Source organism: Mycobacterium sp. SMC-13 (assembly GCF_045311035.1).
Lineage (GTDB): Bacteria > Actinomycetota > Actinomycetes > Mycobacteriales > Mycobacteriaceae > Mycobacterium.
The window spans coordinates 1-25348 of sequence record NZ_JBJIAI010000029.1 but is presented as its reverse complement, the minus strand read 5'-3'; the positions used below and the strand labels follow the sequence as shown (position 1 = coordinate 25348).

The window sequence follows — 25348 nt, the reverse complement described above, 5'->3', positions numbered from 1 at the left end:
GCTCACCTCAGCACTGTCCGCGGTGTCGTGTCCCTGGTCGCCCACGACCCCAGTGTGCCGGGTGCCCGGGCTCGGCGGCGAATCTCACCGACGCCCGCGGACCACTCTGAGGGTGTGCCTTAGTAAGGGCTGTTAGGGTCAGTCGGGTTGCTGTGTGGCTGGCAGACAAAGTAAGGAGCACGGGTTGAACCGCGCTGTGGGGTTGCGAATCGCGGCATGCGTGTTGATGGGGCTCGGCGCCGCCCTGCTGATTGCTGCTCTGCTGTTGACTACTTATACGTCGGGCAAAATCGCCAAGATTCCGCTCGACATCGACACCACGCTGGTCAGCAACGGCACCGGGACCGCGCTGGACCCCGCGTCGCTGCTGGGCGAGAAGTTCGTCGTCAACAAGAACGTGCCGCTGGTGCTGCAGCGCCAGGTCAGCGTCGAGAACCCGGCGAACGCCGACGTGGTGACGCTGCAGGTTGGCAGCACCGTGCGCCGCACCGACAAGCAGCAGGACAACGGCCTGCTGCTGGCGCTCGTCGACACCGTGACGCTCAACCGCACCACCGCTGCCGCGGTGACGGGTGCGGCCGGTTCCGTGCAGAAGCCGCGCACCATCGAGGACCAGAACCCGCCGACCAACATCGCGCTGCCCCACACCGGGCTGAGCTACCGCTTCCCGTTCAGCACGGAGAAGAAGACCTACCAGGTGTTCGACCCGATCGCGCAGAAGGCGTACGACGCCAACTACGAGGGCGAAGAAGACGTCAACGGCCTCTCGGTCTACAAGTTCACCCAGAACGTCGGCTTCGACGCCGACGGCAAGCTGGTCGAGCCGATCAAGTTCTCGTCGCTGTATGACAAGGACGAAGACGGTTCGGTGACCGCGCGCGCCGAACTGTGGGGCGTGCCGTCGGCCGAGCCGACCGACCCGATCACCATGCAGCGCTACTACGCCGCTGCGCGCACCTTCTGGGTGGACCCGGTCTCCGGCACCATAGTCAAAGAGAAGGACCGCGGCTTCCACTACTACTCGCGTGACGCCCTCAAGCCTGAGGTGACGTTCGCCGACTTCACCGTCACCTCCAACGAGCAGACGGTCGAGTCGCAGGTCGCCGCGGCCCACGACGAGCGCGACAAGCTGGCCCTGTGGGACCGCATCCTGCCCATCACGTTCGGTGGCCTGGGCCTGGTGTTCCTCGTCGGTGGCGTGCTGCTCGCCGGCTACAGCCTGCGGTCGCAGGCCGCGCTGATCGATCCGGGCCTCGACGCCGCCGGGCATGGCTTCTTCGGCCGGCGCGACACCGATTCCGGACCGATGCCCGCCGCTGAGGCCATGACCGAGAAGCTGCCCACCCAGCGGCCGACCGATCTGCCACCGGACCGGATCTGATCGCTTTTCGTCGTGCCCTGCCGGCGCTGTACGCGCTGGGGCTGACGCTCGCTGTCACCGCGCCGCTGCTGGCGCCCGGTTATCTGCTGCTGCGTGACGCGGTCTCGACGCCGCGGTCCTACCTGTCCGACGCGGCCCTGGGCCTGTCCGAGGCCGCGCCCCGGGCTCTGCCGCAGGACTTCTTCCTGGCCGTGCTCTCGCCCGTCGTCGACGGCGGGTTGCTGGTCAAGGCACTGCTGATCCTGGGGCTATGGTTCGCCGGCTGGGGCGCGGCGAAGCTGGCCGCTGCCATTCTGGACGCCGGTCTCGGCGGGCAGCTGGTGGCCGTCACCGTCGCGGTGTGGAATCCCTACGTCGCCGAGCGGCTGCTGCAGGGGCACTGGAGCCTGCTCGTCGGGTACGGCTGCCTGCCCTGGGTCGCCCTCTCGAGTGATTTGTGCACGATTTTCCGCGGTGAGCGCGAACAATCGTGCACAAATCGCTGGAGCCTGGTGTTCTGGATCGCTCTGGCCGGGCTGACGCCGACGGGTCTGCTGCTCGCGCTGGTGGTGGCGCTGGTGTGTTCGCGGACCTGGCGCGGCGTCTGGGTGACGCTGGCTGCCGCCGTCGGAGCCGCGCTGCCGTGGCTGGTGGCGACGGTGGTGGCGCGCGCGGTACTGCCGGTGGCGAGCGCGGGTGTGCCGGCGTTCGCGGCGCGGGCGGAGCCGGGACTCGGGACGCTGGGCAGCCTGGCCGGGCTCGGCGGCATCTGGAACGCATCTGCGGTACCGGCGTCCCGCACGACGCTGTGGGCGCTGGTCGGGACGGTGGTGCTGCTGGCCGTGGTGGCCTGCGGTGCCCGGAAGGCATGGTCCGTCGCCGCGGCGCGGCCGCTGCTGGTGCTCGCGGTCGTCGCCGTGGTGGTGCCCGCGCTGCTGGCGACCGATGCCGGGTCCGCGTTCCTCGACTGGCTGATCCGGACCGTGCCCAGCACCGGTGTACTGCGCGACGGGCAGAAGTGGGTGGCGCTGGCGATGCCGGGCTATGCCCTGGCCGGGGCCGCCGCGGTGGCGGTGCTGCGGCGCTGGCTGCCAACGGCTTTCGCGGCGGCGGGCTGCTGTGTGGTGGTGCTGGCGGCGCTGCCCGACCTTGCCTGGGGCGTCGGCGGCCAGCTGCGGGCGGTGCAATACCCGGCCGGCTGGTATTCGGTTGCAGCCCAGATCAATTCCGACCCGAAGCCCGTCGCGGTGCTGCCGCCCGACGTCATCCGGCAGTTCCCCTGGGTCGGCCCCTCAGCAGTACTGGACCCGCTGCCCCGGTGGGTTTCCGCCGACGTGCTGGCAACCGGAGACCTGGTGATCGGCGGCCGGACCGTGCCCGGTGAAGGCGTGCGGGCCCGGCGGGTGCAGGACCTGCTGCTGCGGGGCGCCGACGTGCATCAGTTGGCCGCGGCCGGGGTCGGCTGGGTGGTGGTGGAGGGCGCGGCTCCCCCGCTGTCCCTGCCGATTGCCTATCGGGACAACGACATTGCGTTGTACCGCGTCGGTGGGACGACGCCCGCGGCATCGGGACGCGCGCTGCTCATCGCCGCACACGTGGTGTGGCTGGGCATGCTGATCGGCGCCCCCGCCGCGATGGCCGTTCAGCGGTGGCGGGGCCTCAGTACGCCCCGTCGCCGCGTGCCACCACGCTGATGGTCTTCAGGATGATCCCCACATCGGTGAGCATCGACCAGTTGTCGACGTACGAAAGATCAAGGCGCACAGCCTTGTCCCACGTGAGGTCGGACCGTCCGCTGATCTGCCACAACCCCGTCACACCCGGTTTGACGAGCAGCTTGCGCCTGATATCGCCGTTGTAGGTCTCGACCTCCCGGCGCAGCGGTGGCCGGGGGCCCACGACGCTCATGTCCTGCTTGAGCACGTTGATGAACTGCGGCAGCTCGTCGATGCTGTAGCGGCGCAACACCTTTCCGACCATCGTCACCCGCGGGTCGTCGCGCATCTTGAACATGACGCCGCCGGCCATCTCGTTCGACGGCAGCAGGTCTTCGAGGCGCTCCTCCGCGTCGACCACCATGCTGCGGAACTTGATCATCGTGAACGGCTCACCGTCCAGCCCGATGCGCTCCGACCGGTAGAACACCGGGCCGCGACTCGTCATCTTGATGGCGATGGCCGCGAGCACCAGCAGCGGCGCCGTCCCGATCAGCGCCGCCAGCGCGAAGCCGAAGTCGAACGCCTTCTTCAGGAAGCTCTTGGCACCGTGGTACTGCGGCTTCTCCACGTGCAGCAGCGGCATGCCGGCCACCGGCCGCATCGCGAGTCGCGCGCCGGCCACGTCGAGCAGGCCGGGCGACACCACCAGGTCGACGTCGGAGGCCTCGAGGCGCCAGGTGAGCCGCTGGATTCCGGCGACCCCGAAGTGCTCGGCGTCGGTCAGCGCCACGGTGTCGGCGGCGCAGCGGTCGCCGAGCGCGCCGAGGGCGTCGTTCTCGTCGCCGAAGATCGGGATCATCCGGTCACCGACCCTGATGACGTCGCCGCGCGCGCCAGGGTCTCCCGGGATGCCGGCCCCTACCACTACATAACCGTCGCCGGGATCGTTCATGAGTTCGGTTGCCAGGACGGCGATGGCGTCCCGATCACCAATGGCGAGAACGGATGTCAGGCATTCGCCCGCCTGTCGGCGCGCCCGCACCCGCCGCCGCCACAGCTTGCGTCCGATGAGCAGTCCGATGGTGCCCAACGGGAACGCGAGGGCCAGGTAGCCACGCGCGATCTCGAGGCGGGCCAGCAGAGCCACGATCGCGATGACCCCGAACGTCCAGAAGGAGGCGGCGACGACGCGGCGATATTCCTCGATGCCGCAGCCGAGGATCGACGCCGATCGGGCGTGATGAAGCGTCAGCACGCCCAGCCACAGGCAGGCCAGCACCAGCGAGTACCCGGTATAGAGCATGGAGGCCGACGGGCCGTAGCCCACTCCGCCGAATCGGACCCATTGTGCGAACAGCATCGCGAGGACGATGGTCGCGGCGTCGGTGAGCAGCACACGACGCGCGTAATGCGGCTGCCAGACCGTGCGTGAACTCGCCAGCCGCGTGAGCCCGAACGTCGAAAGCGTCATCGGCAACTCCACATGCTCAACTCCTCAGACCCGGTGGTACTTCGATGGAGCGGTATATCCAATTACATTGAATGAGAACGGAGTTCGAACGCACTGCATCACCGGGCCCAGTTGCCTGGATCCGCAAAATTCGAGGGACACCACGAAAGCCGGAACCCGCAGGCGGCCCTCATTGCTATTAAATTTGACTTGGCCGTCAGTTTATGCGGCCCGGCGGTGTCCAACAGCAAAACGGCAGATTTGGCTGGCCGTCACGCAGAATTTCCGGGGTGGGCGTGGACGCCCGGCGGCAGTACTGCGCGGCCCGGATGCGACGTCAGACGATCCCGTTGACGAACTTGCCGTCCCGGACCGCTTCGGCAACGGTCCGCATCGCGGAAGCGCTTTGCGGCCACGAGAATTCAGCCGCCCGCACCTGCGCCTTGGCACCCAGCTCGTCGCGCAGGACGGCGTCGGTCAGCAGAGTCTCGAGCGCCGTGACCAGACCGCGATGGTCATCGACCAGCAGGCCCGTCACCCCATCGACGATCGAGTCGGTCAGGCCGCCCGAGGACCGGTAGCCGACCGTCGGCACACCGTGCTGGGCGGCCTCGATGACGGCCAGCGCCCAGCCTTCCTTGCGCGACGGCAGCGCGTGGACCCAAGCCTGTTGCAGCACTTCGTGTTTGGTGGCCTCGTCGACGTGGCCGTGGAACGTGACCGCCGAGCTGATACCGAGCCGGCGAGCGTGGGCGACCAGCCGCTCGTCCCACCAGCCGCCGCCGACGACGTCCAGGCGCAGTCCCGGCACCACCGGCGCCAGCAGCGCGACGGCGTCGAGCACGTCCTCGATCTGCTTGTGCGGCACCAGTCTCGACAGCACCACGATGCGCGGCTCGGCCGCGCGGGGCAGCGCGAGGGACGCCGCCGGAGCGAGGTCGACCCCGTTGCGGACGACGGCGATCCGCGAAGCGTCGACACCCAGGTCCACCAGGTCCCGGGCCGACGGCAGTGACACCGTCACGTACTGGTTGTTGCGGTGCAGCCGGGGCGAGAGCCGCGACTCCACGAACCAGCCGAACTTGCTCATGAACCGCCCAGCTACCGGCCACTGGTCGCGGTGGCAGTGATGCACCAGCACCATCGCGCGCCGGCCGTAGGCCAAGCGAGCCAGGAAGGGGATGCCGTTCTGCGAATCGATCACCACATCCGGCCGGACGCCGCGCAGCGGACCCAGCCCGACACGGGCCAGCACCATGGCCAGCCCGGCCCAGATGTAGACCGACAGCCGGCCGCCGCCGCGACTGATCCGAATGCCGTCGACGACCTCGGTGCGCGACGCCCCGCGATAGCGCGCCGTCCGCAGCGTCACCCGCACCCCGGACTCGGCCAGCTGCGCGCCGATGCGCTGCAGATACGTCTCGCTGCCACCGCCCTGGGGATGGCCGGTGTCCCGCCAGCAGAGCAGCAGCACCGACCGGATCTCGTCAGGAGATCCAGCGGGTTGCTGGGGGTGGTCTGGCATCGAATGAAGGGTACCGGTCAGTAGGGTTGCGGAGTGAATCGCTGGGCAGCCAAACGACTGGTCATCACGCGTGAGCGGGCCACCCTCGCCCGCTCGATCCGCCTGCTCAGCGAGTTCCGTTTCGAGCAGAGTGACCCGGCCCGCTTCTACGGCGGCCTCGCCCGGGACACCGTCGCCCTGGTGGACGGCCTTTGGCGCGACCTCAACGGAGCCGCACCCGACGGCGCCACGGTGCTCGACGTCGGCGGCGGCCCCGGCTACTTCGCCACCGAATTCTCCAGCGCCGGAATGACATACATCGGTGTCGAACCCGACCCCCGGGAGATGCATGCCGGCCCGGCCGCCCAACCCGACGGCGCCGGCACCTTCGTGCGGGCCTCGGGCATGGCCCTGCCGTTCGCCGACGGCAGCGTCGACGTCTGCCTGTCGTCGAACGTCGCCGAGCATGTCCGCGAACCGTGGCTGATGGGCCGGGAGATGTTGCGGGTGACCCGGCCGGGCGGGCTGGTGATCCTGTCGTACACGGTGTGGCTGGGTCCCTTCGGCGGCCACGAGATGGGGCTGACGCACTACCTCGGCGGCCGGCGGGCCGCCGAGATGTACACCCGCAAACACGGCCACCGGCCGAAGAACGACTACGGATCGTCGTTGTTCGCGGTATCGGCCGCGGCTGGCCTGGAGTGGGCGCGCAGCACGGGGGCGCTGGTCGCCGCATTCCCTCGCTACCACCCGCGATGGGCCTGGCGTGCGACTTCTGTACCGGTGTTACAGGAGTTCTTGACGAGCAACCTGGTGTTGGTGCTCCGGCCCAGCTGAATGACCTAATTGGAACATGTTCTCGTTTGGCCGAAAACTGGGTAGTGTGACGGCCATGACACAGAGCACGGCATTCAAAACCGAGTGGGATCAGCTGTTCATCGGCGGTCAGTGGACCGCACCCGCGACGTCGGACGTCATCGAGGTGCACTCCCCGGCCACCGGCGAGCTCGTCGGCAAGGTGCCACTGGCCTCGAAGGCCGACGTGGATGCCGCCTGCGCCGCCGCACGCAAGGCGTTCGACGAGGGCCCGTGGCCCAAGATGTCCCCGGCCGAGCGCGCCGCGGTGATCGCCGAGGCGTCGCGCATCATGACCGAGCGCGCCGACGAGCTGAAGTTCCTGCTCTCCGCCGAGACCGGCCAGCCGCCGAGCATCGTCGACATGATGCAGTACGGCGCGGCCATGTCGTCGTTCAACTACTACGCAGGTGCCGCGGACAAGTTCCAGTGGAGCGACATCCGCGATGGCATCTACGGCCAGACCCTGGTGACCCGTGAGCCCATCGGCGTCGTCGCCGCCGTCGCCGCGTGGAACGTGCCGTTCTTCCTGGCCGCCAACAAGCTGGGCCCGGCCCTGCTGGCCGGCTGCACCGTCGTCCTCAAGCCCGCCGCCGAGACGCCGCTGTCGGTCTTCGCCATGGCGCAGGCCTTCGCCGACGCCGGCCTGCCCGAGGGCGTGCTGTCGATCGTGCCCGGCGGCCCCGAGACCGGCCGCGCGCTGACCGCCAACCCCGAGATCGACAAGTTCACCTTCACCGGCAGCTCGGCCGTCGGCAAGGAGATCGGCAAGGTCGCCGCCGAGCGGCTCAAGCCCTGCACCCTGGAACTCGGCGGCAAGTCCGCGGCGATCATCCTCGAAGACGCCGACCTGGACTCCACCCTCCCGATGCTGCTGTTCTCGGGCCTGATGAACACCGGCCAGGCCTGCGTCGGACAGACCCGCATCCTGGCCCCGCGGTCGCGGTACGACGAGGTCGTCGAGAAGGTGGCCGCCGGCGCGGCCGCCATGCAGGTCGGTCTGCCGGACAACCCGGCCGCCATGATCGGTCCGCTGATCAGCGAGAAGCAGCGCGAGCGCGTCGAGAGCTACATCAAGAAGGGTGTCGAGGAAGGCGCCCGCATCGCCACCGGCGGCGGCCGTCCCGAGGGCCTGGACTCCGGCTGGTTCGTGCAGCCGACGGTGTTCGCCGATGTCGACAACTCGATGACCATCGCCCAGGAGGAGATCTTCGGCCCGGTGCTGGCGATCATCCCCTTCGACACCGAAGAGGACGCCATCCGGATCGCCAACGACTCGGACTACGGCCTGGCCGGCAGCGTCTACACCACCGACATCCCGCGGGCCATGAAGATCGCCTCGCAGATTCGCACCGGCACCTACGCCGTCAACATGTACGCCTTCGATCCGGGCGCGCCGTTCGGCGGCTACAAGAACTCGGGCATCGGCCGCGAGAACGGCCCCGAGGGCATCGAGGCCTACTGCCAGGCCAAGAGCGTGCTCATGCCGTTCGGCTACACCCCGGAGTAAGCAGTACTGCCTTCGTCCGGATGGCCATCCGCGCCTTGTCCTTCGCCCCTCGGGGGACCCGGCCGGGTGGCCATTCGGCTTTTCAGCACCGGTGTTTTATCCCAGGCGGCACCCAGCGAACGCTGATAGCGTCACGCCCGTCCGAAGGTCTGGCAAACAATCTGGGAGGAAACGTATGGCTGTCTCTGTGGATCTCGAGAAGTCGCTCGACAAGGCATATGAGGACAAGTCCCTCAAGGACATCCTCGACGCATCGCCCGCCGCGCTGGCCGGGGTCAGTGACTCCGACGCCGAGCACCTCGCCGCGGCATTCAACATCAAGACCGTGCGCCAGCTCGGCTCCAACAAGTACTTCGCCGTCGCTGCCGCGCTCGTCGCGCTGGAGAACGCCGGCTAATTTTCTCCGCGAGCAGAAACAAAACTGCCCCTACTCCTCGGAGTGGGGGCAGTTTTGTGTCTGCTCGTCTCGTTGCCCGCCACGAGGGTGCACTCAGATCGCACCTCTCGCCCGATCTTCGATCTGGCTGCACGCTCGTGATCAACGCGGCCGTACATCTTCGCCAATGTGCGGACAGATCGTCCTGCAGGCCAGATCCCCGATCTGAGCGCACGCTCGGAGGTGGAGCCACAACGCCCCCGCGGAAGACCCCTGGTGACGGTCTGCACATCGAGTTCGGGCGTCATTCCCAGGAGTGAACTCCTGATCACAGAATTATGTAGCCAGCCATAATTTTGCCGACATTTGGCCGCCGTGGCCGCCCATTAGTGACCTGGAATACATTCTTTGGCCCGATGTGTCCGACGTTTTATGCTGAGACCCATATCAAGGAGGGCGCCATGTGGGTCGTCGAGGTCAACGTGAAGGGCCATCGCTTCACGCACACCGTCCTGGGTGCCAACGCGCGGCTGCGTGAAGCGGCGCGGGGCGTGCAGGATCGGATGACGCAGCTGCGGAACCGGGTCACGCATTGACGTCAGCTGAGCCCGTCACCAAGACGGTCAACAAGCGGGGCGCCACGCGGGAACGGATGGTGCGCAGTGCCGCCGCCGTGCTACGTGAACGCGGCGCCGCGGGCCTGACCATCGACGAGGTGCTGGTCCGTAGCGGTGCCCCGCGCGGCTCGGTCTACCATCACTTTCCCGAGGGCCGCAGCCAGCTGCTGATCGAGGCCCTGCAGTTCGCCGGCGATGCGATTGCCGCCCATATCGACGGTTCCGCCGCCTACGGCGGCATCGCCCTCGTCCGCGGATTCGTCACGTTCTGGGATCGCATCCTCGCCGACAGTGACTTCACCGCCGGGTGTCCGGTGGTCGCCGCGGCGGTCGGGTCGGGCGACGAAGCGCCGACCCTGACCCCCATCGCCGCCGAGATCTTCGACCGGTGGCGCACCGCGCTCGGACACGCCTTCGCCGCCGAAGGCTTCAGCGACACCGACGCGTCAACCCTGGCCGTCACCTGCCTGGCCGCGCTCGAGGGCGCCGTGATCCTGAGCCGCTCGTCACGCAGCGTCGAGCCGTTGCACGATGTTGCCACTCAGCTCGAATTCCTGATCAAGGCAAAGGCTTTCGTCAAGAACAACGGCCTGCCGACCGCCGGCAGTTAGCCTTCCGCGCGAGCCCAGCGCGCACACACGAAGTCCCTGTTGACGGCGGATTCCACCAGCCGCCACTCCGAGCGCACCGGCAGCACCGGCGCGCCCTCGCCCAGCGAGCACGGCGCGTACGACACCACCAGTTCATCGACCAGGCCGGCCGTCACGAACTGCGCCGCAACGTCCCCGCCTCCGAGGATCCACACGTCGCGGTCGCCCGCCGCCTCGACCAGCGTCGGATGCAGTTGCGCCACATCACCGCTCACCGCCTGCACCGGATGGCCGTCGACGACGATGCCGGGCCGGGACGTGAGCACCCACGTCGGCTGGGGGTACGGCCAGTCGCCCGGCTCGTGCTCGACGACCCACTGGTACGTCGTCGACCCCAGGACGAGGGCACCGACGGACTTCTCGAACGCCTTGTAGCCGAACGGCCCTTCGACGTCGATGTCACGCGAGAGCAGCCAGTCCAGGCTGCCCGCGGAATCGACGATGAAGCCGTCCAAGCTGGATGCGGTGTAGTAGATGGTCGCCATCTCGCCGAGTATGCCGTGACCCACCGACAATCTGCGGCGCCATGATTACTGTTGCCCGATGGACGATTTCGACGCGCTCCGCGCCGACGACGGTGACCTGGCGGAACTGCGCAACGACGTGCGCCGGTTCCTGGCCGAGGACGCGGCGCAGTTCGGCTGGCAGCCCGGTGTCGACTGCTGGCTGTCGAAGTGGGACGCCGACTTCAGCAAGCGGCTGGCGGCGGCCGGCTTCGTCGGGCTGACGATCCCCGTCGAGTACGGCGGCCGCGGGCGCAGCCACATGCACCGGTACGTCGTCACCGAGGAACTCCTGGCCCACGGCGCCCCGGTGGCCGCGCACTGGATCGCCGACCGACAGGTGGCGCCCGCCCTCCTGAGCTACGGCAGCGAGGAGCAACGGCGCCGGCTCCTACCCCGAATAGCTTCCGGCACTTTGTATTCGGCCATCGGCATGAGTGAGCACGAGGCGGGTTCCGACCTGGCCGCCGTCACCACCAGGGCCACCCGCACCGACGGCGGCTGGCTGCTGAGCGGCAGCAAGGTCTGGACCAGCGGTGCGCATCTGGCCCACCAGATCGTGGTGCTCGCCCGCACCAGCCCCCTGGACCCGAAACATCGGCACGCGGGGTTCAGTCAGTTCATCGTCCCCACCGACGCTCCGGGCGTCACCATCGAGCCCATCGTCCAGATGAACGGTGAGCACCATTTCAACGAGGTGCTGTTCGACGACGTCGCGCTGACCGACGCCGACCTGCTGGGCACGGTCGGTGCCGGCTGGCATCAGGTGACCTCCGAACTGGGTTTCGAGCGCAGCGGGCCGGAGCGCTTCCTGTCCACGGCCACACTGCTTTTCGCCCTCGTCGAGGCACTACGGGACGAACCCCGCGCCGACGTCGGCGACCTGATGGCACGGATGATCTCGGTGCGCCAACTCTCGATATCGGTCGCCAGGGCGCTGACGGCCGGCCAGGACGCCGCGGTGTCCGCCGCACTGGTGAAGGACCTCGGCACCCGCTTCGAACAGGATTCCGTCGAGATCGCCGCGGAGCTGCTGGACCAGTACGAGGGCCCCGACCGCCGGCGGCTGCAGACGATGCTGGACACCGCCCGCGTGCACGCACCGCTGTTCACGCTGCGCGGCGGCACGAATGAGGTCCTGCGCGGCATCGTCGCCAAGAACTGGACCAAACAGGTTGCTGCCGAACAGCATTCGGACGAGTATGCGGAATTGCGCGAACTGGCCGAGCAGATCGGCCGGACGGCCGCGCCCGCGCGGGCATTGCCGCTGACGTTCGACGACGCGTTGTGGCGCACCGCCGAGGGTTCAGGGCTGACCCGGCTGAGCAGTGACGCCGACGCCGGGCCCGCCGCCACGGCCGTAGTGCTGGGCGCTCTGGCCCGCCACGGGGCCGCGGTACCGATCGCCGAAACCGACGTGCTGGCAACATGGTTGGCCGCCGAAGCCGGACTGCCGATACCGGAATCGGGGCCGCTCACACTGGCGGTGGACGGCGTCGCCACCTGGCCACAATGCGGGCCCGTCGTGGTGGCCACCCGAGGTGCCGACGCCCTGTACGTCGCGCTGCGCGACGCACCGACACTCGTCGACGACGGACACAATCTCGCCGGCGAGCTCCGCGCCATCGTCGAATTCGACACCGCGGCAGCCGATGTCGTCCAGCTTCCACTCGCGGTCGCCGACGAGCTGACCATCCGCGGCGCCTGGTGTCGCTGCGTGCAGATCGTCGGCGCCTTCGATGCGGCCGCACAACTGACCGTCGCGCATACCGAGACGCGCATACAGTTCGGCCGCCCGCTCGCGGCGTTCCAGGCCGTGCAACACTCGCTGGCCACGATGCTCGGGGAGATCGAGCGCGCCAGAGCGGCAACCGTTCTGGCGATCACCGCCGCCGCTCGGTACGGCTTCGGCGACGACCGCACCGCCTACGCCACCACGGTGGCCAAGGTCGCCGTCGGCCGGGCCGTCGCCCCGGTGACGACCATCGCCCATCAGCTGCACGGCGCCATCGGCACCACGGCGGAACATCCGCTGTGGCGCGCCACCCTGCGCGCTCGCAGTTGGGCCGATGAGTTCGGTAGCACCGGTCGGCACGCCCGGAGACTGGCCGACCGCACGGCGACGACGGACGCCTGGGATGTGACGGTGGGCCGCACCGGAAACCCGTTGTGACCTAAGTCAATATCCGCGCGGAAAGTGCGTTCCGTCCGCTTGTGACGGCCACCACTGCGCTACCGGCGGTCTCGGTAAAAACTCGACACATGTCCAAGAAGAGTGGCGCTTTCGCCGCGTTGGCCGTCTGTGCCGCCCTGCCCGCCGCGACCGTCGTCGCGGCGCCCGCCCAGGCCGCCGGCACGGCCCGTCAGACCCTGATGTCGCGGGCCTACACCTGCGATCGGCAGCCGATCAACTACATGAAGTTCCGCTTCCCGGCAGTCCCGACGGCGGAGATCACCTCCGATGGGCGCACCGCCACCGCCCACATCGAGATGCTCGACGGCGCGCGCAACGCGCAGTACACGGTCCGCGTGATCCCGGCACCGCATGCCACCCTCGGCTGCCTGCCGGGCGACCCGAGCATCGGCACCGCCCCGCTGAGCACCGACGGCTGGGGCAACGGCAGCGCCACCGTCCAGCTGCCCGTCGCCCCCGGCACCACCGGCGTCTGGGTCGCGGTCGATCTGCCCCAGCCGCATTCGCAGAGCCCGGCCGAGTTCTACAGCAGCGACTTCGTCGCCTCGGTCTGACCCCACTGGCCGACGACAGCCGTCTCCCGGTAGAACAAACACATGCGCTACCGGGAGAACATGACGTCGCGGCGACTCATCGGCGGTCAGACCGCCGTGCTGGCAGCCGCCCTGCTGCTGGCCGGATGTTCGGGTGACAAGCAGCCGGCGCAGCCGACCTCCTCGACGTCGAGCGCTCCGGCGCAGAGTTCCTCGGCCGCCCCGAGCACGCCCGCGGCGGAAGCGCCGCCGTCACCCACCAGCCGTCAGCTCGACGGCGGGACGTGCCTGCAACTCACCGGCGCGGTGGTGAACCTGATGTCCGGCGCGTCCCCCGAGGACTCGAAGGCAGCCGGGGACACCATCAACGGTTTCCACCCGCCGGCCGATGTGCAGGCCGCCGTGACGCATTTCGTCAAGACCAACGGCCTGCACAGCAGCGATCCCGACCGCAGCCAGTTCAGCCGCACGCTCAACAACTGGGTTGAGCAGCAGTGCCCCGTGCAGCAGCCGGAAAAGAAACCGAGGTAGCAGCATCGGCTGAGCCGATGGTCGGCAGCCTCAGCTACCGGTCCACTGCGGCGCGCGCTTTTCGGCGAAGGCCACCGCGCCCTCGCGCGCATCCTTCGACATGAAGACCGGCCCCAGAATGGCGCCCTGCTTCTCCCACTTCTCGGCGTCGGACCAGTCGGACGACTCGACGATGATGCGCTTGGTCGCGGCGACCGCGAGCGGCCCGTTCGCGGTGATCCGCTCAGCCAGCGCGAGCGCGGCATCGAGTGCGCCACCGGGCTCGGTCAGCTCGTTGACCAGGCCCAGTTCGTGCGCCCGCGTCGCGGTCAGGTTGTCACCGGTGAGGGCGAGTTCCATCGCGATGGCGTACGGGATGCGCTGCGGCAGCCGCAGCAACCCGCCGGCGCCGGCGACCAGGCCGCGCTTGACCTCGGGGATGCCGAAGGCCGCCGCGTTGGACGCGACGATCAGGTCGGCCGACAGCGCCAGCTCGGTGCCACCCGCCAGGGCGTAGCCCTCGACAGCAGCGATCAGCGGCTTGGCCGGCGGACGCTGGGTGAAGCCGAGGCCGCGATCCGAGAGGATGTTCTCGCCTTTGGCGAAGGCCTTCAGATCCATGCCCGCACAGAACGAGCCGCCGGCTCCCGTCAGCACCGCGACGGACAGTCCCGGGTCTTCGTCGAGGCGGTCCGCGGCGGCGGCCAGGCCCTTGCTGACCGCTGAGTTGACAGCGTTCTTGGCCTGGGGCCGATTGATGGTGATGATCAGTATGCGGTCGCGCTGTTCGACGAGGACAGCATCTTCGCTGGTGGCTTCTTCGGTCACGACGGTGATGCTAGCCACAGGGGATTGGCGTCCGGCGGTCAACCAGTGAATAATCGAAAATTAGAACATGTTCTAGTTTTTGCCGCAGTCAGAGGAGAAACCGTGGCCAAGCTGCCCGAAATCACCAAATTCGACCCGGAGCTGACCGAGAAGGTCATGGGGATTCTCCGACCGCTGCTGAAGGTCTATCACCGATCCGAGGTCCGCGGATTGGAGAACATTCCCCTCGGCGGCGCACTGGTGGTGAGCAACCACTCGGGCGGCATGCTGCCCATGGACGTGCCGATCTTCTCGTCGCACTTCTACGAGAAATACGGCTACGACCGCCCCGTCTACACTCTCAGCCACGCCATGCTGATGGTCGGCCCGACCGCGGACTTCTTCAAGAAGACCGGCTACATCCTGGCGAGCCACGAGAACGCCGACGAGGCACTGCGCTCCGGCGGCCTCGTCGTCGTGTTCCCCGGCGGGGACTACGACGTCTACCGGCCGTCGACCGACGCCAACAAGATCGACTTCGACGGCCGCAAGGGTTACGTGAAGGCCGCGATCAACGCCGGCGTCCCGATCGTGCCGATGGTCGGCATCGGCGGCCAGGAGACCCAGCTGTTCCTGACCCGCGGCGAGAAGATCGCCAAGGCGCTCGGTCCCATCGCCCGCGCCGCGCGCGCCAAGGTGGTGCCGCTGTCCATCGGGCTGCCGTTCGGGCTGTCCGCCGTGCTGCCGCTGAACCTGCCGCTTCCGTCGAAGATCGTCATGCAGGTGCTGCCGCCCGTCGATCCCACGGCGATCGCCTTCGCCTCCGGCGATGAGCCCGACGTCGATGCCGTCGACGCGCACGTCCGCAAGGTCATGCAGGACGCTCTCGACGAACTCGCCGAAGAGCGCCGCTTCCCGGTAATAGGCTGACCGGCCGTGGGAATCACCGACAAGCTGACCGCGACAGCGGGCCTGGTCAACACCATGGTGCGGGCCGGTGTCATCGCCCCGCTCCGCCCGGACAAGTACGTGCGGATCGCCGGTGCCATGGCGCGCGAAAACATGAGCGTCACTTCGGGTTTCGCGAGTTCCGCGCAACGCTGCGGGAACCGCCCCGGCCTCATCGACGAGCTGGGCACGCTGACCTTCAGTGAGCTCGACAAGCGCGGCGACGCCTTCGCCGCCGCCCTGCAGACGCTGCCCTCGGCCAAGGTCGTGGGCATCATGGCACGCAACCACCGCGGCTTCGTCGACTCCCTGATCGCGGCCAACCGCATCGGCGCAGATGTGTTGCTGCTCAACACTTCCTTCGCCGGCCCGGCGATGGCCGAGGTCGTGGCCCGCGAGAACGTCGACGTCATCATCTACGACGAAGAGTTCACGGCGACGGTCGATCGTGCGCTCGAGGGCCGGACCGGCACCACGCGAATCGTGGCGTGGACCGATACCGACGACCACCCGCTGACCGTCGAGTCGCTCATCATCGACCACCTGGGGCTGCAGCCGCGACGCACCGGCGAGAAGAGCCGGGTGATCCTGCTGACCTCCGGAACCACCGGAACTCCCAAGGGCGCCAAGCATTCCGGCGGTGGGCTGGACGCACTGAAGGCCATCCTGGATCGGACGCCGTGGCGCACGGAGGAGACGACCGTCGTCGTCGCACCGATGTTCCACGCCTGGGGCTTCTCGCAACTGGTTTTCGCGGCATCGATGGCCTGCACCGTCGTCACGCGCCGCAAGTTCGACCCACAGGCCACGCTGGCGTTGGTCGACAAGTACCAGGCAACCGGATTGTGCGTCGTCCCAGTGATGTTCGACCGCATCATGGAACTGCCCGACCACATCCGCAACCGCTACAGCGGCCGCTCGCTGCGGTTCGCCGCGGCCTCCGGCTCACGGATGCGCCCCGACGTCGTCACCTCGTTCATGGACCAGTTCGGTGACGTCATCTACAACAACTACAACGCCACCGAGGCCGGCATGATCGCCACCGCGACGCCGGCCGACCTGCGCGCCGCCCCCGACACCGCCGGCCGCCCGGCCGAGGGCACCGAGATCAAGATCCTGGACGCCGACTTCAACGAGTTGCCGACAGGCGAGGTGGGCACCATCTACGTGCGCAACTCGACCCAGTTCGACGGCTATACCTCCGGCGCCACAAAGGATTTCCACCAGGACTACATGTCCTCGGGTGACGTCGGCTATCTCGATGCCGCGGGCCGCCTGTTCGTGGTGGGCCGCGACGACGAGATGATCGTGTCGGGCGGCGAGAACGTCTACCCCATCGAGGTGGAGAAGACGCTGTCCACCCACCCGGACGTCGCCGAGGCCACGGTACTGGGCGTCGACGACGAGCAGTACGGCCAGCGCCTGGCCGCGTTCGTCGTGCTGGCCGACGGGGCAACGGCCACCGAGGACGTCCTCAAGCAGCACGTGCGCGACAACCTCGCCAATTACAAAGTGCCACGGTCGATCACGGTGCTCACGGAGCTGCCGCGCAACAGTACCGGCAAGATCGACCGCCGCGAGCTGAAGGCGCTGGCCGATGGCGCGTAAAACGGTGACCCTGCTACGGGCTGTCCTCGGTCTCGTCAACGCCACCAACGCGGCCAGCCCGCTGGCCCGGTCCGGGAACCCCGGCATCGTCGCGTTCGCGTACGGCTGGCCGTCCAGTGAAGCAGCCGGCTTCGTGCTCAGTTCCTCAATACTGTCCGCGATCCGCCGGGGCCGGCATGGCGCCTTCTCGGGCACCAGCGGCCGAATCGCGTTGGCCATCAACGCGATCACCTGGGCCATCCTGGGTTACATCCTCACCCGCAGCCGGAGCTCGCGGCCCGCGTTCGAGGAGCCGCTGGATGACGTGATCGGTCCGCGCAACCCGGCCGATCCCGGCGTCCCGCGCCTGCCCGGCATCGGGCGCACCATGCTGTCGCGCCGCAAGTACAACAAGGACACCGTCAAGTACGGCCCGCACCGCGCCAACCTGGCCGACATCTGGCGCCGCCCGGACCTGCCGCGTGACGGTAAAGCCCCTGTGCTGCTTCAGGTTCCGGGTGGTGGCTGGATGCTCGGCGATCGCCGGCCGCAGGCGTACCCACTGATGGGCGCCCTGGCCGACCGCGGCTGGATCTGCGTGTCCATCGGCTACCGCGTCAGCCCGAAACATCAGTGGCCGGCGCACATCATCGACGTGAAGCAGGCCCTGGCCTGGGTCAAGGAGCACATCGCCGAGTACGGCGGCGATCCGGATTTCGTCGCGATCAGTGGCGGCTCGGCGGGCGGTCACCTGTCCTCGCTCGCAGCCCTGACTCCCGGAGATCCCCAGTGGCAGCCCGGTTTCGAAGATGCCGACACCTCGGTGGTGGCCGCAGTCCCGGTGTACGGCCGGTACGACTGGTTCGGCTTCGAAGGCCCCGGCCGCGCCGAGATGATGCGTGCCCTCGAGCAGCTGATCATCAAGAAGCGGTACGCCAACGACTCGCAGGTGTTCCTCGACGCTTCGCCCATCAAGCGGATCGGACCCGACGCGCCACCGTTCTTCGTGCTGCACGGCACCAACGACACGTTGATCGACGTCCAGGAGGGACGGGACTTCGTCGCAGCGCTGCGCGAGCAGTCACCGGCGCCGGTGGCGTACGCCGAGATCCCCAACGCGCAGCACGCATTCGACGTCTTCGGCTCGGCGCACGGCCGCTACACCGCCGAGGCGATCACGCGGTTCCTGGAGTGGGTGCGGGCGGAGAAGGCGAAGGTCGCCGACTCCGAGAGTGTCGGCTAGCGGGCGGTCCGGCCGGCCGGCGCGGTACGTGACCGCGCCGCTGTCATGGACATGTCCGATCTGGATCCGTCACCAACGGCTGACATCGTCACCTTGGGTTGACACTGTCAGCCCAAGGTGACGGCTCCCAGCCCGAACACACTTGGAGACGGGTCGCACCGGTCTCGGTCACACGAAACGTGTCGGTCCGTCGGCACATACTTTCCCCAGTGATCGACCCCGGAAGGTACAGCCATGACCTACCCAACCGAGCGGCCCTGGTGGGAACCACAACAACGCCGTCCGACGCGCGAAGAGATCGATGCCGCCGGCGATGCCTTCCGAAAAGCACATGGCCTTGACGTCGATGATGACGACGACGATTGGTCATTTGATGACGAACCCGCAGAACCCGATCCAATAGCCGCGGATGTATTCGGCGGCATCAGCCGACGAGCGCTGGCTCAGGCTCGCGACGACCTCGTCAGCGCCAAAACGCAATACGAGCAGGCCGTCCGCCAGGCCCGCGCCAACGGATGGACCTGGGCCGAGATCGGTCGGATCATGGGCGTGTCACGCCAGGTGCTCCACAAACGATTCCGCAACCGCCCGGCGGACTGACGCACCACCGGGCGCAAATCTACTGCGCCATGGCGGTCTCGACGACCGTCAGCTCCTCGGAAAGCCCTGCGGCCCTGCGGATCTGCTTGAAGTCGGCGACCATGCCGGCCGTCACCTCATGCGGATCGTCGGTGGTGGCACCGTCGGCGAGCACCGAGATGTTGAGCTGGTCGACGTAGCTCCACACCGTGATGTTCAGCCCGCTGCCCGCGGTGAGCGGTCCGACAGAGTAGATCTCGGTGACGGTCGCGCCGCCGACCTTGCCGCGTTCGCGGGGCCCCGGCACGTTGGAGATGTTGAGGTTCAGCACCTTGTTCTGCCCGTCCTTGTTGGACAGGCGGCGGAACATCGATTCCATCGGCGCCGGCGGCATGTAGGCCGCCCACCGGGCGACCAGCTCCGGGCCGACCAGCTGATGACTCTCCTTGGCCAGCAAGGCGGCCTCGCGGGCCTGCTGGACGCGCTGCGCGGCATCGTCGACGTCGACGGGCAACGCGATCAGCACACCACTGAATCGGTTGCCGGAGATACGATCCGGTGAAAAATCGTAGCTCATCGGCACCGACGCCAGCAGCGCGTGGTCGGCCTTGCCGTCGTATTTCAGCAGCAGCTCGCGCAGCGCCCCCGACGACATCGCCAGCACCAGGTCGTTGATGGTGACACCGAGCTTCTTGCTGGTCTCCTTGACGTCCGCGAGCGCCAAAGTCGCTGTGGCGAAACGCCGTTGGGGTGTGATGACGTGGTTCATGAAGCTCGGGGGCGGCGTGAACGGCCGGGTCAGTTCGGGCGACAGCTTGCGGCTGCTCTTGCGTACCCGCGCCATGCCGTCGGCGGTGTACTTCACGACGCCGGGGAACCGCGCGATCTGCCGGAGGTGATCCGCGAACGCGGACCGGACGAGCTGGCCGCGCGACGGTGCCGGATCCGTCACGTACAGATCGTTGTCCCGCTGCGGACCCTCGGTGATGTCCATGCCGAGCGCCAGCAGGTTGGCCGAGGCCACCCCGTCGGCCAATGCGTGATGGATCTTGCCGACCACGGCGACCCGCCCGTTGGCCAGGCCTTCGACGAGGTACATCTCCCACAGCGGACGGCTGCGATCCAGTGGGGTACTGGCGATTTCGCCGATCGCCTCGTCGAGTTCACGGCGGCCACCGGGGGCGGCCACCCGCCACGGCCGGACGTGATACTCGAGGTCGACCTCGGCATGCTCCCGCCACATGGGGTGGTGGAACTTGAACGGGATGTCGACGAGTTGATAGCCGAAAGGCTCCAGCTTGTGCAGGCGTTCGCGGAGCACGCGGCGGAACTCGTCGATGCCGAACGTGCGGTCGCCCAGGCCGGCGAGGTCGATGACGGCAATCTTGAGGGTGTGCATGTGCACGTTGGGCGTTTCCGAATACAGCAGGAACGCGTCCCACCCACTCAGTCGTTTCACTCGACCTCTCCTGCGCTTCGGGTCAGAACCTCGGCCGGTCGATCGGTCTAGACGACCTCTTCGACGCAGTGCTGGTTCTGGTTCCGGCGAACCTCATCGAGGAACAACCCTATGGCAGTGGCCATCGATCCCGTGCGGGCACCGTCCGTCATGTCGAAACCGTGTCCGGCACCGGGCAATTCGATATAGCTGACCGTCGAAGCGGACACCGCGCGCAGCTCGTGTACGAAGTCCCGCGCCTGCGCCACCGGAATGACGCTGTCGCCGCTGCCGTGAATGACCAGGAACGGCGGTGCGTCGCGGTGCACGCGCGCGATCGGCGAAGCCTGCCGGTAGATCTCGGGATGCTTGTCGATGCGGCGCCGGACCACGACGCGCTCCAGGAAGTCGACGAATTCCTCGCGTTCCTTGGTCGACCGGTCCTCCCAGTCGTATCGGCCGTAGATACCGACGACGGCGTCGACCGAGGTGTCGGCGCCCTCGGGCAGCTCGGTCTGCAGTTCGGGGTCGTTGGCGGTCAGGCCGGCCAGCGCGGCGAGGTGCCCACCGGCCGAGCCGCCGGAGATCGCGATGAAATTGCGGTCGCCGCCGAACTTGTCGACGTTGGCCCGGGCCCAGGCGATCGCGGTCTTGACGTCGGTGATGTGTTGCGGCCAACGGTGATTCGGGGCCACGCGGTAGTCGATGGACAGACAGACCCAGCCCTGCTGGGCCAGATGGCTCATCAGGGCGTAGCCCTGCAGCAGCCGGCTGCCGTGCACCCAGGCCCCGCCGGGCAGGTAGATCAGAACCGGGGCCGGCTCGGCGGGCAGGTCGTCGGCGCGCCAGACATCCAGCAGCTGCGACGGGCTGTCGCCGTAGCGCACCGAGGTGCGGTGCACCTGGCGCCGGTGTTCGCGTGCCCGCCAGAACGGCGGCGTGCGCTCCGGCGCCGGCCACTCGATGTCGAGTTCGGCCGGGGGCAGGACGCCCGTCAGCGCGGCCCGGACGACCTCGTTGGTGCAGTCCCGCTCGGCGCGGCGGATCTCGGCAACGCTGGGAGTGAACAGAGCCTTCGACGTGGACGCCCAGAAGCTGGGCACGTGCCGCATGCCCCAGAGGGTCATCGCAGTGGCGCCGCCGAGCGGCTCGAGGCTCTTGCCGATCACGGGCAGCGACGCGGCGGCCGTGGCCATCGCCAACAGGTGATCGGAGGGCTTGGCAGCCATGAACCAGCGCAGCCGGGTGGCCAAGGAAGGGCTGTGAACATCATTGTTCGGTCGAGCCGTCATTTCGCGAGCGTACACCGGCCTGACCACGGGGTTTCGGGGCCACAGCACATTCGCGGTCACAGTTCGGCGACTGTTCGTTTGTGAAGTGCATCACAGCTGGTCAGGACCTATTCGAAGCCGTACCGTCGTGCTTACAGTCGAGCCATGGGTGCCTCTGCGCTGGCGATCACCGACGACCACAACGACCTCGCGGACTCGGCGACGGGACTGCTGCGGCGGCTCGGCAGCCGGGCCGCCGCCCGCGCCACGCTCGAGGGCGGACCGTCGCATCCGGCCGGTTTCTGGACAGCCGCCGCCGATCTGGGCTGGCAGGGCCTGGCCATCCCCGAGGAGTTCGGCGGGTCCGGGTTCGGGCTGCCCGAGCTGGCGGTCGTACTCGAGGCGCAAGGCCGCGACCTCTGTCCTGGGCCGTTCCTGCCGACCGTCGCCGCCGCCGTCGTCATCGACCGGTGCGGAACCGACGAACTGCGCGCCGCGCTGCTGCCCGGGATGGCCGATGGCAGCACCGTGGCCGCGCTGGGATTGTCGGGCCACGTTCACAGCACTGCCCACACCGTGTTCGGCGAGAGCCCGACGGTGCTCGGCGCCCCTGATGCCGCGCTGCTGGTCCTGGTCGCCGGTGACGACGTGGTGGTCGTCGACGCGCAGGCCACCGGCGTCACCGTCAGCCCTCTCGACAGCACGGACACCACGCGCAGCATCGGCTCGGTGACGCTGGACCAGGCCGAGGCGATCGCCGTCATCCGCGATGCGGCGACCAAGGCGCACACCGCTTTTCGCATCCTGGCCGCTGCCGAGGCCGTCGGGATCAGTTGGGCGGCACTGGAAATGGCCGTCGAATACGCCAAGGTGCGGGAGCAGTTCGGCCGCACCATCGGCACCTTCCAGGCCGTCAAGCACCACGCCGCCAACATGCTGGTGGCGGCCGAACTCACCACCGCCGCAGCGTGGGATGCGGCCCGCGCCGACGATCTGGACGACGCCTGGTTCGGCGCCGCGGTGGCCGCCACCCAGGCGATCCACAGCCAGGTCTTCAACGCCGAGAACAACATTCAGCTGCACGGCGGCATCGGCTTCACCTGGGAACACGACGCACACCTGTATCTGCGCCGTGCCCTCACGCTGTCCGCGCTGACCGCGGACGGCGCCGACCCGCTGGCCGATGTGGTCGACGGACAACGCACCGGCCGGGCCCACGGCGCGTCGTTCGCCCTCCCCGAGGAAGCGGCCGAATACCGCACCGCCGCCCGCGATGCCGTCGCCACGCTGCGGTCGCTGCCCGAGGACGAGCAGCGGGACTTCCTTGTCGATTCCGGCTATCTGGTGCCGCACTGGCCCAAGCCGTGGGGCCGGGACGCGGGCGTGCTGGAGCAGCTGGCCATCGAGGAGGAGTTCCGCGACGTCGAGCGGCCCGACCTCGGCATCACCGGCTGGGTGACGCTGACCATCGCCCAGGCCGGCACCGACGACCAGCGTGAGCGCTGGGTGTACCCGGTACTGCGCGGCGAGATCATGTGGTGCCAGCTGTTCTCCGAGCCCGAGGCCGGCTCGGACGCGGCCGCCGTGCGCACCAGCGCCAAGAAGGTCGACGGCGGCTGGCTGGTGACCGGCCAGAAGGTATGGACCAGCCTGGCCCAGTACTGCCAGTGGGGTCTGGCCACGGTGCGCACCGATCCCGATGCCCCCAAGCACGCCGGCGTCACGATGATGGCGATCGACATGAAGGCGCCCGGCGTGACCGTCAACCCCCTCAAGGGCCTGACCGGCAACGCCCACTTCAACGAGGTGTTCTTCGACGAGGTGTTCGTCCCGGACGCCGACGTCATCGGTGACGTCAACAAGGGCTGGCTGGTGGCGCGAGCCACGCTGGGGAACGAGCGCCTGTCGATCGGCGGCGGCTCCGGCGCGCAATCCGGCTTCAGTGCGGACGACCTGATCGCCCTGTTGGACGCGGCACCGCCGGAGCAGGCGGCCGGGCTCCGCGACCGCGCCGGCGCGGTGATCGCCGAGGGACACACCCTGCGGCTGCTGAATCTGCGACGGATCAGCCGAGCGATCGCCGGCACCGGTCCGGGACCCGAGGGCAATGTCACCAAACTGGTGGTCGCGGAACAGGGCCAGCGGCAGACGGAGCTGGGCATGAAGCTGGCCGGTCCCGCGGCCGTGACCGGGCAAACTCCCACACTCACCCAGGCCTACCTGGGCTACCGCGCCATGACCATCGCCGGCGGTACCTCGGAGATCACCCGGAACACCATCGCCGACCGCATTCTCGGACTGCCCCGCGACCCTTTGCTCAAGTAGTCCTCCGCCCGTCACGAGACGGTAGAGACTCGGTGGAGATCGATCCGCCAAGCTGCGTAGATCGGCCGAATATGTCACGCTAGGCACCGATGAGTGTGCTATCGGTCAAGTTCTGGGCGCCACGCCGCGCTTTGCTAGCGGCTTTGCTGTGCGCCCAGCTGATCGCCAGCGTGGTCACCGTGGCCGCTGTCGGCCCGTCCGCCGGCGGCGCGACCGAAGCCGACCATACCGACGCCGTCTTCCGCAGCGCGCATGCCGGCAGCTGCCTGACCTGGCAACCGGAGCCGCCACAGCGCCCCGCCTTCGTCCAGTGCAGCAGCCCGCACCTGTTCGAGGTCGTCAACTCGGTCCAGGGCGACGGCGACCAGGAATCCTGCGCCGTGTCGGGCCGCCGGTACCTCGGACCGCGCTACGACCCCAACGGCCGGTTCGCGTACGGCCTGCTGCGCTCGGTGGGTGCCGAGGGTTCCGGATCACACATCTCCTTGTGCGGATTGCAGCTGCCCGGCCCGAATGGCGAGCAGCTGCCGTTCCGCGGGCTGGTCGCCGAGCAGGACCAGTCCCGGGTGTGGCCGCCGGGCACCTGCCTGGGCGCCGACATGAAGGGCGGTCAGACGGGCCTCGTACCCGTGGACTGCGCCGAGCCGCACTCGGTCGAGGTCGTCGGGCCCATCGATCTCGGCGCGCACTTCCACGACGGCCCGCCGCCCTCGGACGCCGACCAGGAGGATGTACTGCGGCCCGCCTGCCTCACGATGGCCGCCGCATATCTGGCACCAAAGACCTTGTCCGCCAGCGCATTGACCGTCAACCACCGGCCCATCGGACCGGCCAGCTGGTCCGCCGGCAGCCACCAGGTGCTCTGCACGCTGGCACCGCGGACACCCGCGCCGATGACCGGCAGCATCAAGGCCCCCGGCGGCGCGACGGCGGTACCGGCTCCGGTGGCCCCGCACCCGGTGGCACAGGCGCCCGTCACCACCGCCACGACCGTCGCCCCGACGAGCAACACCCCGACCACCGCCGCGGCTCCGGCGGTCGCGCCGAGTGCCGAAGCGGTGGCGCCGTCGTCGTCTTCGTCGTCGTCCTCGTCGTCGTCCTCGTCGGCGGTGACCCATACCGCCGAGGCACCGAGTCCGGCGGTCACCGACACGACCGTGCCGCCGGCGCCGCCGGCCTCGCCCGTCGACAACCCGGCGCATCCGCCGCTGGCCCCGGCCGAGCCGGCAGCTCCCGCCGAGCCGGCACCGCCGTCGCACGTGCTCGAGATCCCGGGTCTGGCCCCGATCACCCTGCCCTGGGCGCCGCCGCCGCTGTAAGGCGCGCGCCGAACGTGAACTTGATGGCGAGAAATCCCCGGCAGATTCATACGGTCAAGACAACATCCATTGATTTGGGAGGTTGTCGTGCCCAGTGGGTATCCGCATTCG

The 25348-nt window shown here is 68.6% G+C and carries 22 protein-coding genes and 1 pseudogene; 17 read left to right on the top strand and 6 right to left on the bottom strand.

The features are described 5' to 3' along the window. Nucleotides 1-184: 184 nt before the first annotated feature. Together ACJH6I_RS27890 and ACJH6I_RS27885 are read left to right on the top strand one after the other, a co-directional pair. A complete protein-coding gene (locus ACJH6I_RS27890) occupies nucleotides 185-1381 on the top strand; it encodes a DUF3068 domain-containing protein (RefSeq protein WP_064861093.1) in 1197 nt (398 codons plus the stop codon). 17 nt (nucleotides 1382-1398) lie between these two features. Then, the gene (locus ACJH6I_RS27885) at nucleotides 1399-3054 is read left to right on the top strand and encodes a hypothetical protein (RefSeq protein ID WP_209841330.1); all 1656 of its coding nucleotides are present in this window, start codon (nucleotides 1399-1401) and stop codon (nucleotides 3052-3054) included. On the opposite strand, the gene ACJH6I_RS27880 is transcribed toward ACJH6I_RS27885, so the two are convergent. Both ACJH6I_RS27880 and ACJH6I_RS27875 read right to left on the bottom strand, forming a co-directional pair. Continuing rightward, nucleotides 3020-4489 carry a sugar transferase gene (locus ACJH6I_RS27880; RefSeq protein WP_406784926.1) on the bottom strand — a complete coding sequence of 490 codons (1470 nt, stop codon included), beginning with the start codon at nucleotides 4487-4489 and terminating at the stop codon, nucleotides 3020-3022. The two genes, ACJH6I_RS27885 and ACJH6I_RS27880, sit on opposite strands and share 35 nt — an antisense overlap. A gap of 316 nt (nucleotides 4490-4805) precedes the next feature. Then, nucleotides 4806-5993 carry a glycosyltransferase family 4 protein gene (locus tag ACJH6I_RS27875; RefSeq protein ID WP_318984787.1) on the bottom strand — a complete coding sequence of 396 codons (1188 nt, stop codon included), beginning with the start codon at nucleotides 5991-5993 and terminating at the stop codon, nucleotides 4806-4808. A gap of 57 nt (nucleotides 5994-6050) precedes the next feature. Between ACJH6I_RS27875 and ACJH6I_RS27870 the strand changes: the two genes are divergently transcribed. The 5 genes from ACJH6I_RS27870 to ACJH6I_RS27850 all read left to right on the top strand — a co-directional run bounded on the left by ACJH6I_RS27870 (nucleotide 6051) and on the right by ACJH6I_RS27850 (nucleotide 9941). Beyond that, nucleotides 6051-6809 (top strand): class I SAM-dependent methyltransferase, encoded by a 759-nt coding sequence (locus ACJH6I_RS27870; protein WP_406784935.1) that lies wholly within the window; start codon nucleotides 6051-6053, stop codon nucleotides 6807-6809. Between the two features lie 55 nt (nucleotides 6810-6864). Beyond that, nucleotides 6865-8337 (top strand): aldehyde dehydrogenase, encoded by a 1473-nt coding sequence (locus ACJH6I_RS27865; protein ID WP_406784925.1) that lies wholly within the window; start codon nucleotides 6865-6867, stop codon nucleotides 8335-8337. Nucleotides 8338-8512: 175 nt separating this feature from the next. After that, the gene (locus ACJH6I_RS27860) at nucleotides 8513-8734 is read left to right on the top strand and encodes a hypothetical protein (protein WP_073694599.1); all 222 of its coding nucleotides are present in this window, start codon (nucleotides 8513-8515) and stop codon (nucleotides 8732-8734) included. A 440-nt stretch (nucleotides 8735-9174) separates the two neighbouring features. Next, nucleotides 9175-9309 (top strand): hypothetical protein, encoded by a 135-nt coding sequence (locus tag ACJH6I_RS27855; RefSeq protein ID WP_267320492.1) that lies wholly within the window; start codon nucleotides 9175-9177, stop codon nucleotides 9307-9309. 56 nt (nucleotides 9310-9365) lie between these two features. After that, nucleotides 9366-9941: a TetR/AcrR family transcriptional regulator gene (locus ACJH6I_RS27850; protein WP_406784934.1), complete on the top strand. Its 576-nt coding sequence runs from the start codon at nucleotides 9366-9368 to the stop codon at nucleotides 9939-9941. On the opposite strand, the gene ACJH6I_RS27845 is transcribed toward ACJH6I_RS27850, so the two are convergent. After that, nucleotides 9938-10465 (bottom strand): dihydrofolate reductase family protein, encoded by a 528-nt coding sequence (locus ACJH6I_RS27845; protein WP_406784924.1) that lies wholly within the window; start codon nucleotides 10463-10465, stop codon nucleotides 9938-9940. The genes ACJH6I_RS27850 and ACJH6I_RS27845 overlap by 4 nt on opposite strands. Nucleotides 10466-10523: 58 nt before the next feature. Here ACJH6I_RS27845 and ACJH6I_RS27840 point away from each other — a divergent pair. From ACJH6I_RS27840 to ACJH6I_RS27825, 4 genes and pseudogenes are all read left to right on the top strand, one after another. Further along, nucleotides 10524-11642: pseudogene (locus ACJH6I_RS27840) on the top strand (acyl-CoA dehydrogenase family protein); the annotation flags it as partial. Nucleotides 11643-11846: 204 nt separating this feature from the next. Continuing rightward, complete coding sequence (locus ACJH6I_RS27835) at nucleotides 11847-12656, top strand: acyl-CoA dehydrogenase family protein (RefSeq protein ID WP_406784933.1); 810 nt, start codon at nucleotides 11847-11849, stop codon at nucleotides 12654-12656. An 89-nt stretch (nucleotides 12657-12745) separates the two neighbouring features. After that, complete coding sequence (locus ACJH6I_RS27830; protein ID WP_406784923.1) at nucleotides 12746-13231, top strand: hypothetical protein; 486 nt, start codon at nucleotides 12746-12748, stop codon at nucleotides 13229-13231. A gap of 42 nt (nucleotides 13232-13273) precedes the next feature. Further along, nucleotides 13274-13741: a hypothetical protein gene (locus ACJH6I_RS27825; RefSeq protein WP_318984790.1), complete on the top strand. Its 468-nt coding sequence runs from the start codon at nucleotides 13274-13276 to the stop codon at nucleotides 13739-13741. Between the two features lie 30 nt (nucleotides 13742-13771). Here the strand turns inward: ACJH6I_RS27825 and ACJH6I_RS27820 are convergent, their stop codons facing one another. Further along, complete coding sequence (locus tag ACJH6I_RS27820; protein ID WP_212814458.1) at nucleotides 13772-14557, bottom strand: crotonase/enoyl-CoA hydratase family protein; 786 nt, start codon at nucleotides 14555-14557, stop codon at nucleotides 13772-13774. A 147-nt stretch (nucleotides 14558-14704) separates the two neighbouring features. Here ACJH6I_RS27820 and ACJH6I_RS27815 point away from each other — a divergent pair, with 147 nt between their 5' ends. From ACJH6I_RS27815 to ACJH6I_RS27800, 4 genes are all read left to right on the top strand, one after another. After that, nucleotides 14705-15457: a lysophospholipid acyltransferase family protein gene (locus ACJH6I_RS27815; protein WP_244872892.1), complete on the top strand. Its 753-nt coding sequence runs from the start codon at nucleotides 14705-14707 to the stop codon at nucleotides 15455-15457. 54 nt (nucleotides 15458-15511) lie between these two features. After that, nucleotides 15512-17083 (top strand): acyl-CoA ligase FadD12, encoded by a 1572-nt coding sequence (gene fadD12, locus ACJH6I_RS27810; protein ID WP_244872893.1) that lies wholly within the window; start codon nucleotides 15512-15514, stop codon nucleotides 17081-17083. Continuing rightward, nucleotides 17073-18305, top strand: coding sequence for an alpha/beta hydrolase (locus ACJH6I_RS27805; protein ID WP_212807957.1), 1233 nt, complete (start codon nucleotides 17073-17075; stop codon nucleotides 18303-18305). Before fadD12 ends, ACJH6I_RS27805 begins: the two co-directional genes overlap by 11 nt. Before the next feature lie 234 nt (nucleotides 18306-18539). Beyond that, the gene (locus ACJH6I_RS27800) at nucleotides 18540-18905 is read left to right on the top strand and encodes a hypothetical protein (RefSeq protein ID WP_212807956.1); all 366 of its coding nucleotides are present in this window, start codon (nucleotides 18540-18542) and stop codon (nucleotides 18903-18905) included. A gap of 19 nt (nucleotides 18906-18924) precedes the next feature. Here the strand turns inward: ACJH6I_RS27800 and ACJH6I_RS27795 are convergent, their stop codons facing one another. Together ACJH6I_RS27795 and ACJH6I_RS27790 are read right to left on the bottom strand one after the other, a co-directional pair. Continuing rightward, on the bottom strand, nucleotides 18925-20343 hold the full coding sequence (locus ACJH6I_RS27795) for a wax ester/triacylglycerol synthase family O-acyltransferase (RefSeq protein ID WP_212807955.1): 1419 nt from the start codon (nucleotides 20341-20343) through the stop codon (nucleotides 18925-18927). Nucleotides 20344-20390: 47 nt separating this feature from the next. Next, nucleotides 20391-21614, bottom strand: coding sequence for an alpha/beta hydrolase fold domain-containing protein (locus tag ACJH6I_RS27790; RefSeq protein WP_406784922.1), 1224 nt, complete (start codon nucleotides 21612-21614; stop codon nucleotides 20391-20393). Between the two features lie 144 nt (nucleotides 21615-21758). Here ACJH6I_RS27790 and ACJH6I_RS27785 point away from each other — a divergent pair, with 144 nt between their 5' ends. Beyond that, nucleotides 21759-23918, top strand: coding sequence for an acyl-CoA dehydrogenase (locus tag ACJH6I_RS27785; protein WP_406784921.1), 2160 nt, complete (start codon nucleotides 21759-21761; stop codon nucleotides 23916-23918). Nucleotides 23919-24007: 89 nt separating this feature from the next. After that, on the top strand, nucleotides 24008-25237 hold the full coding sequence (locus tag ACJH6I_RS27780) for a septum formation family protein (RefSeq protein WP_406784920.1): 1230 nt from the start codon (nucleotides 24008-24010) through the stop codon (nucleotides 25235-25237). Nucleotides 25238-25348: the final 111 nt, after the last annotated feature.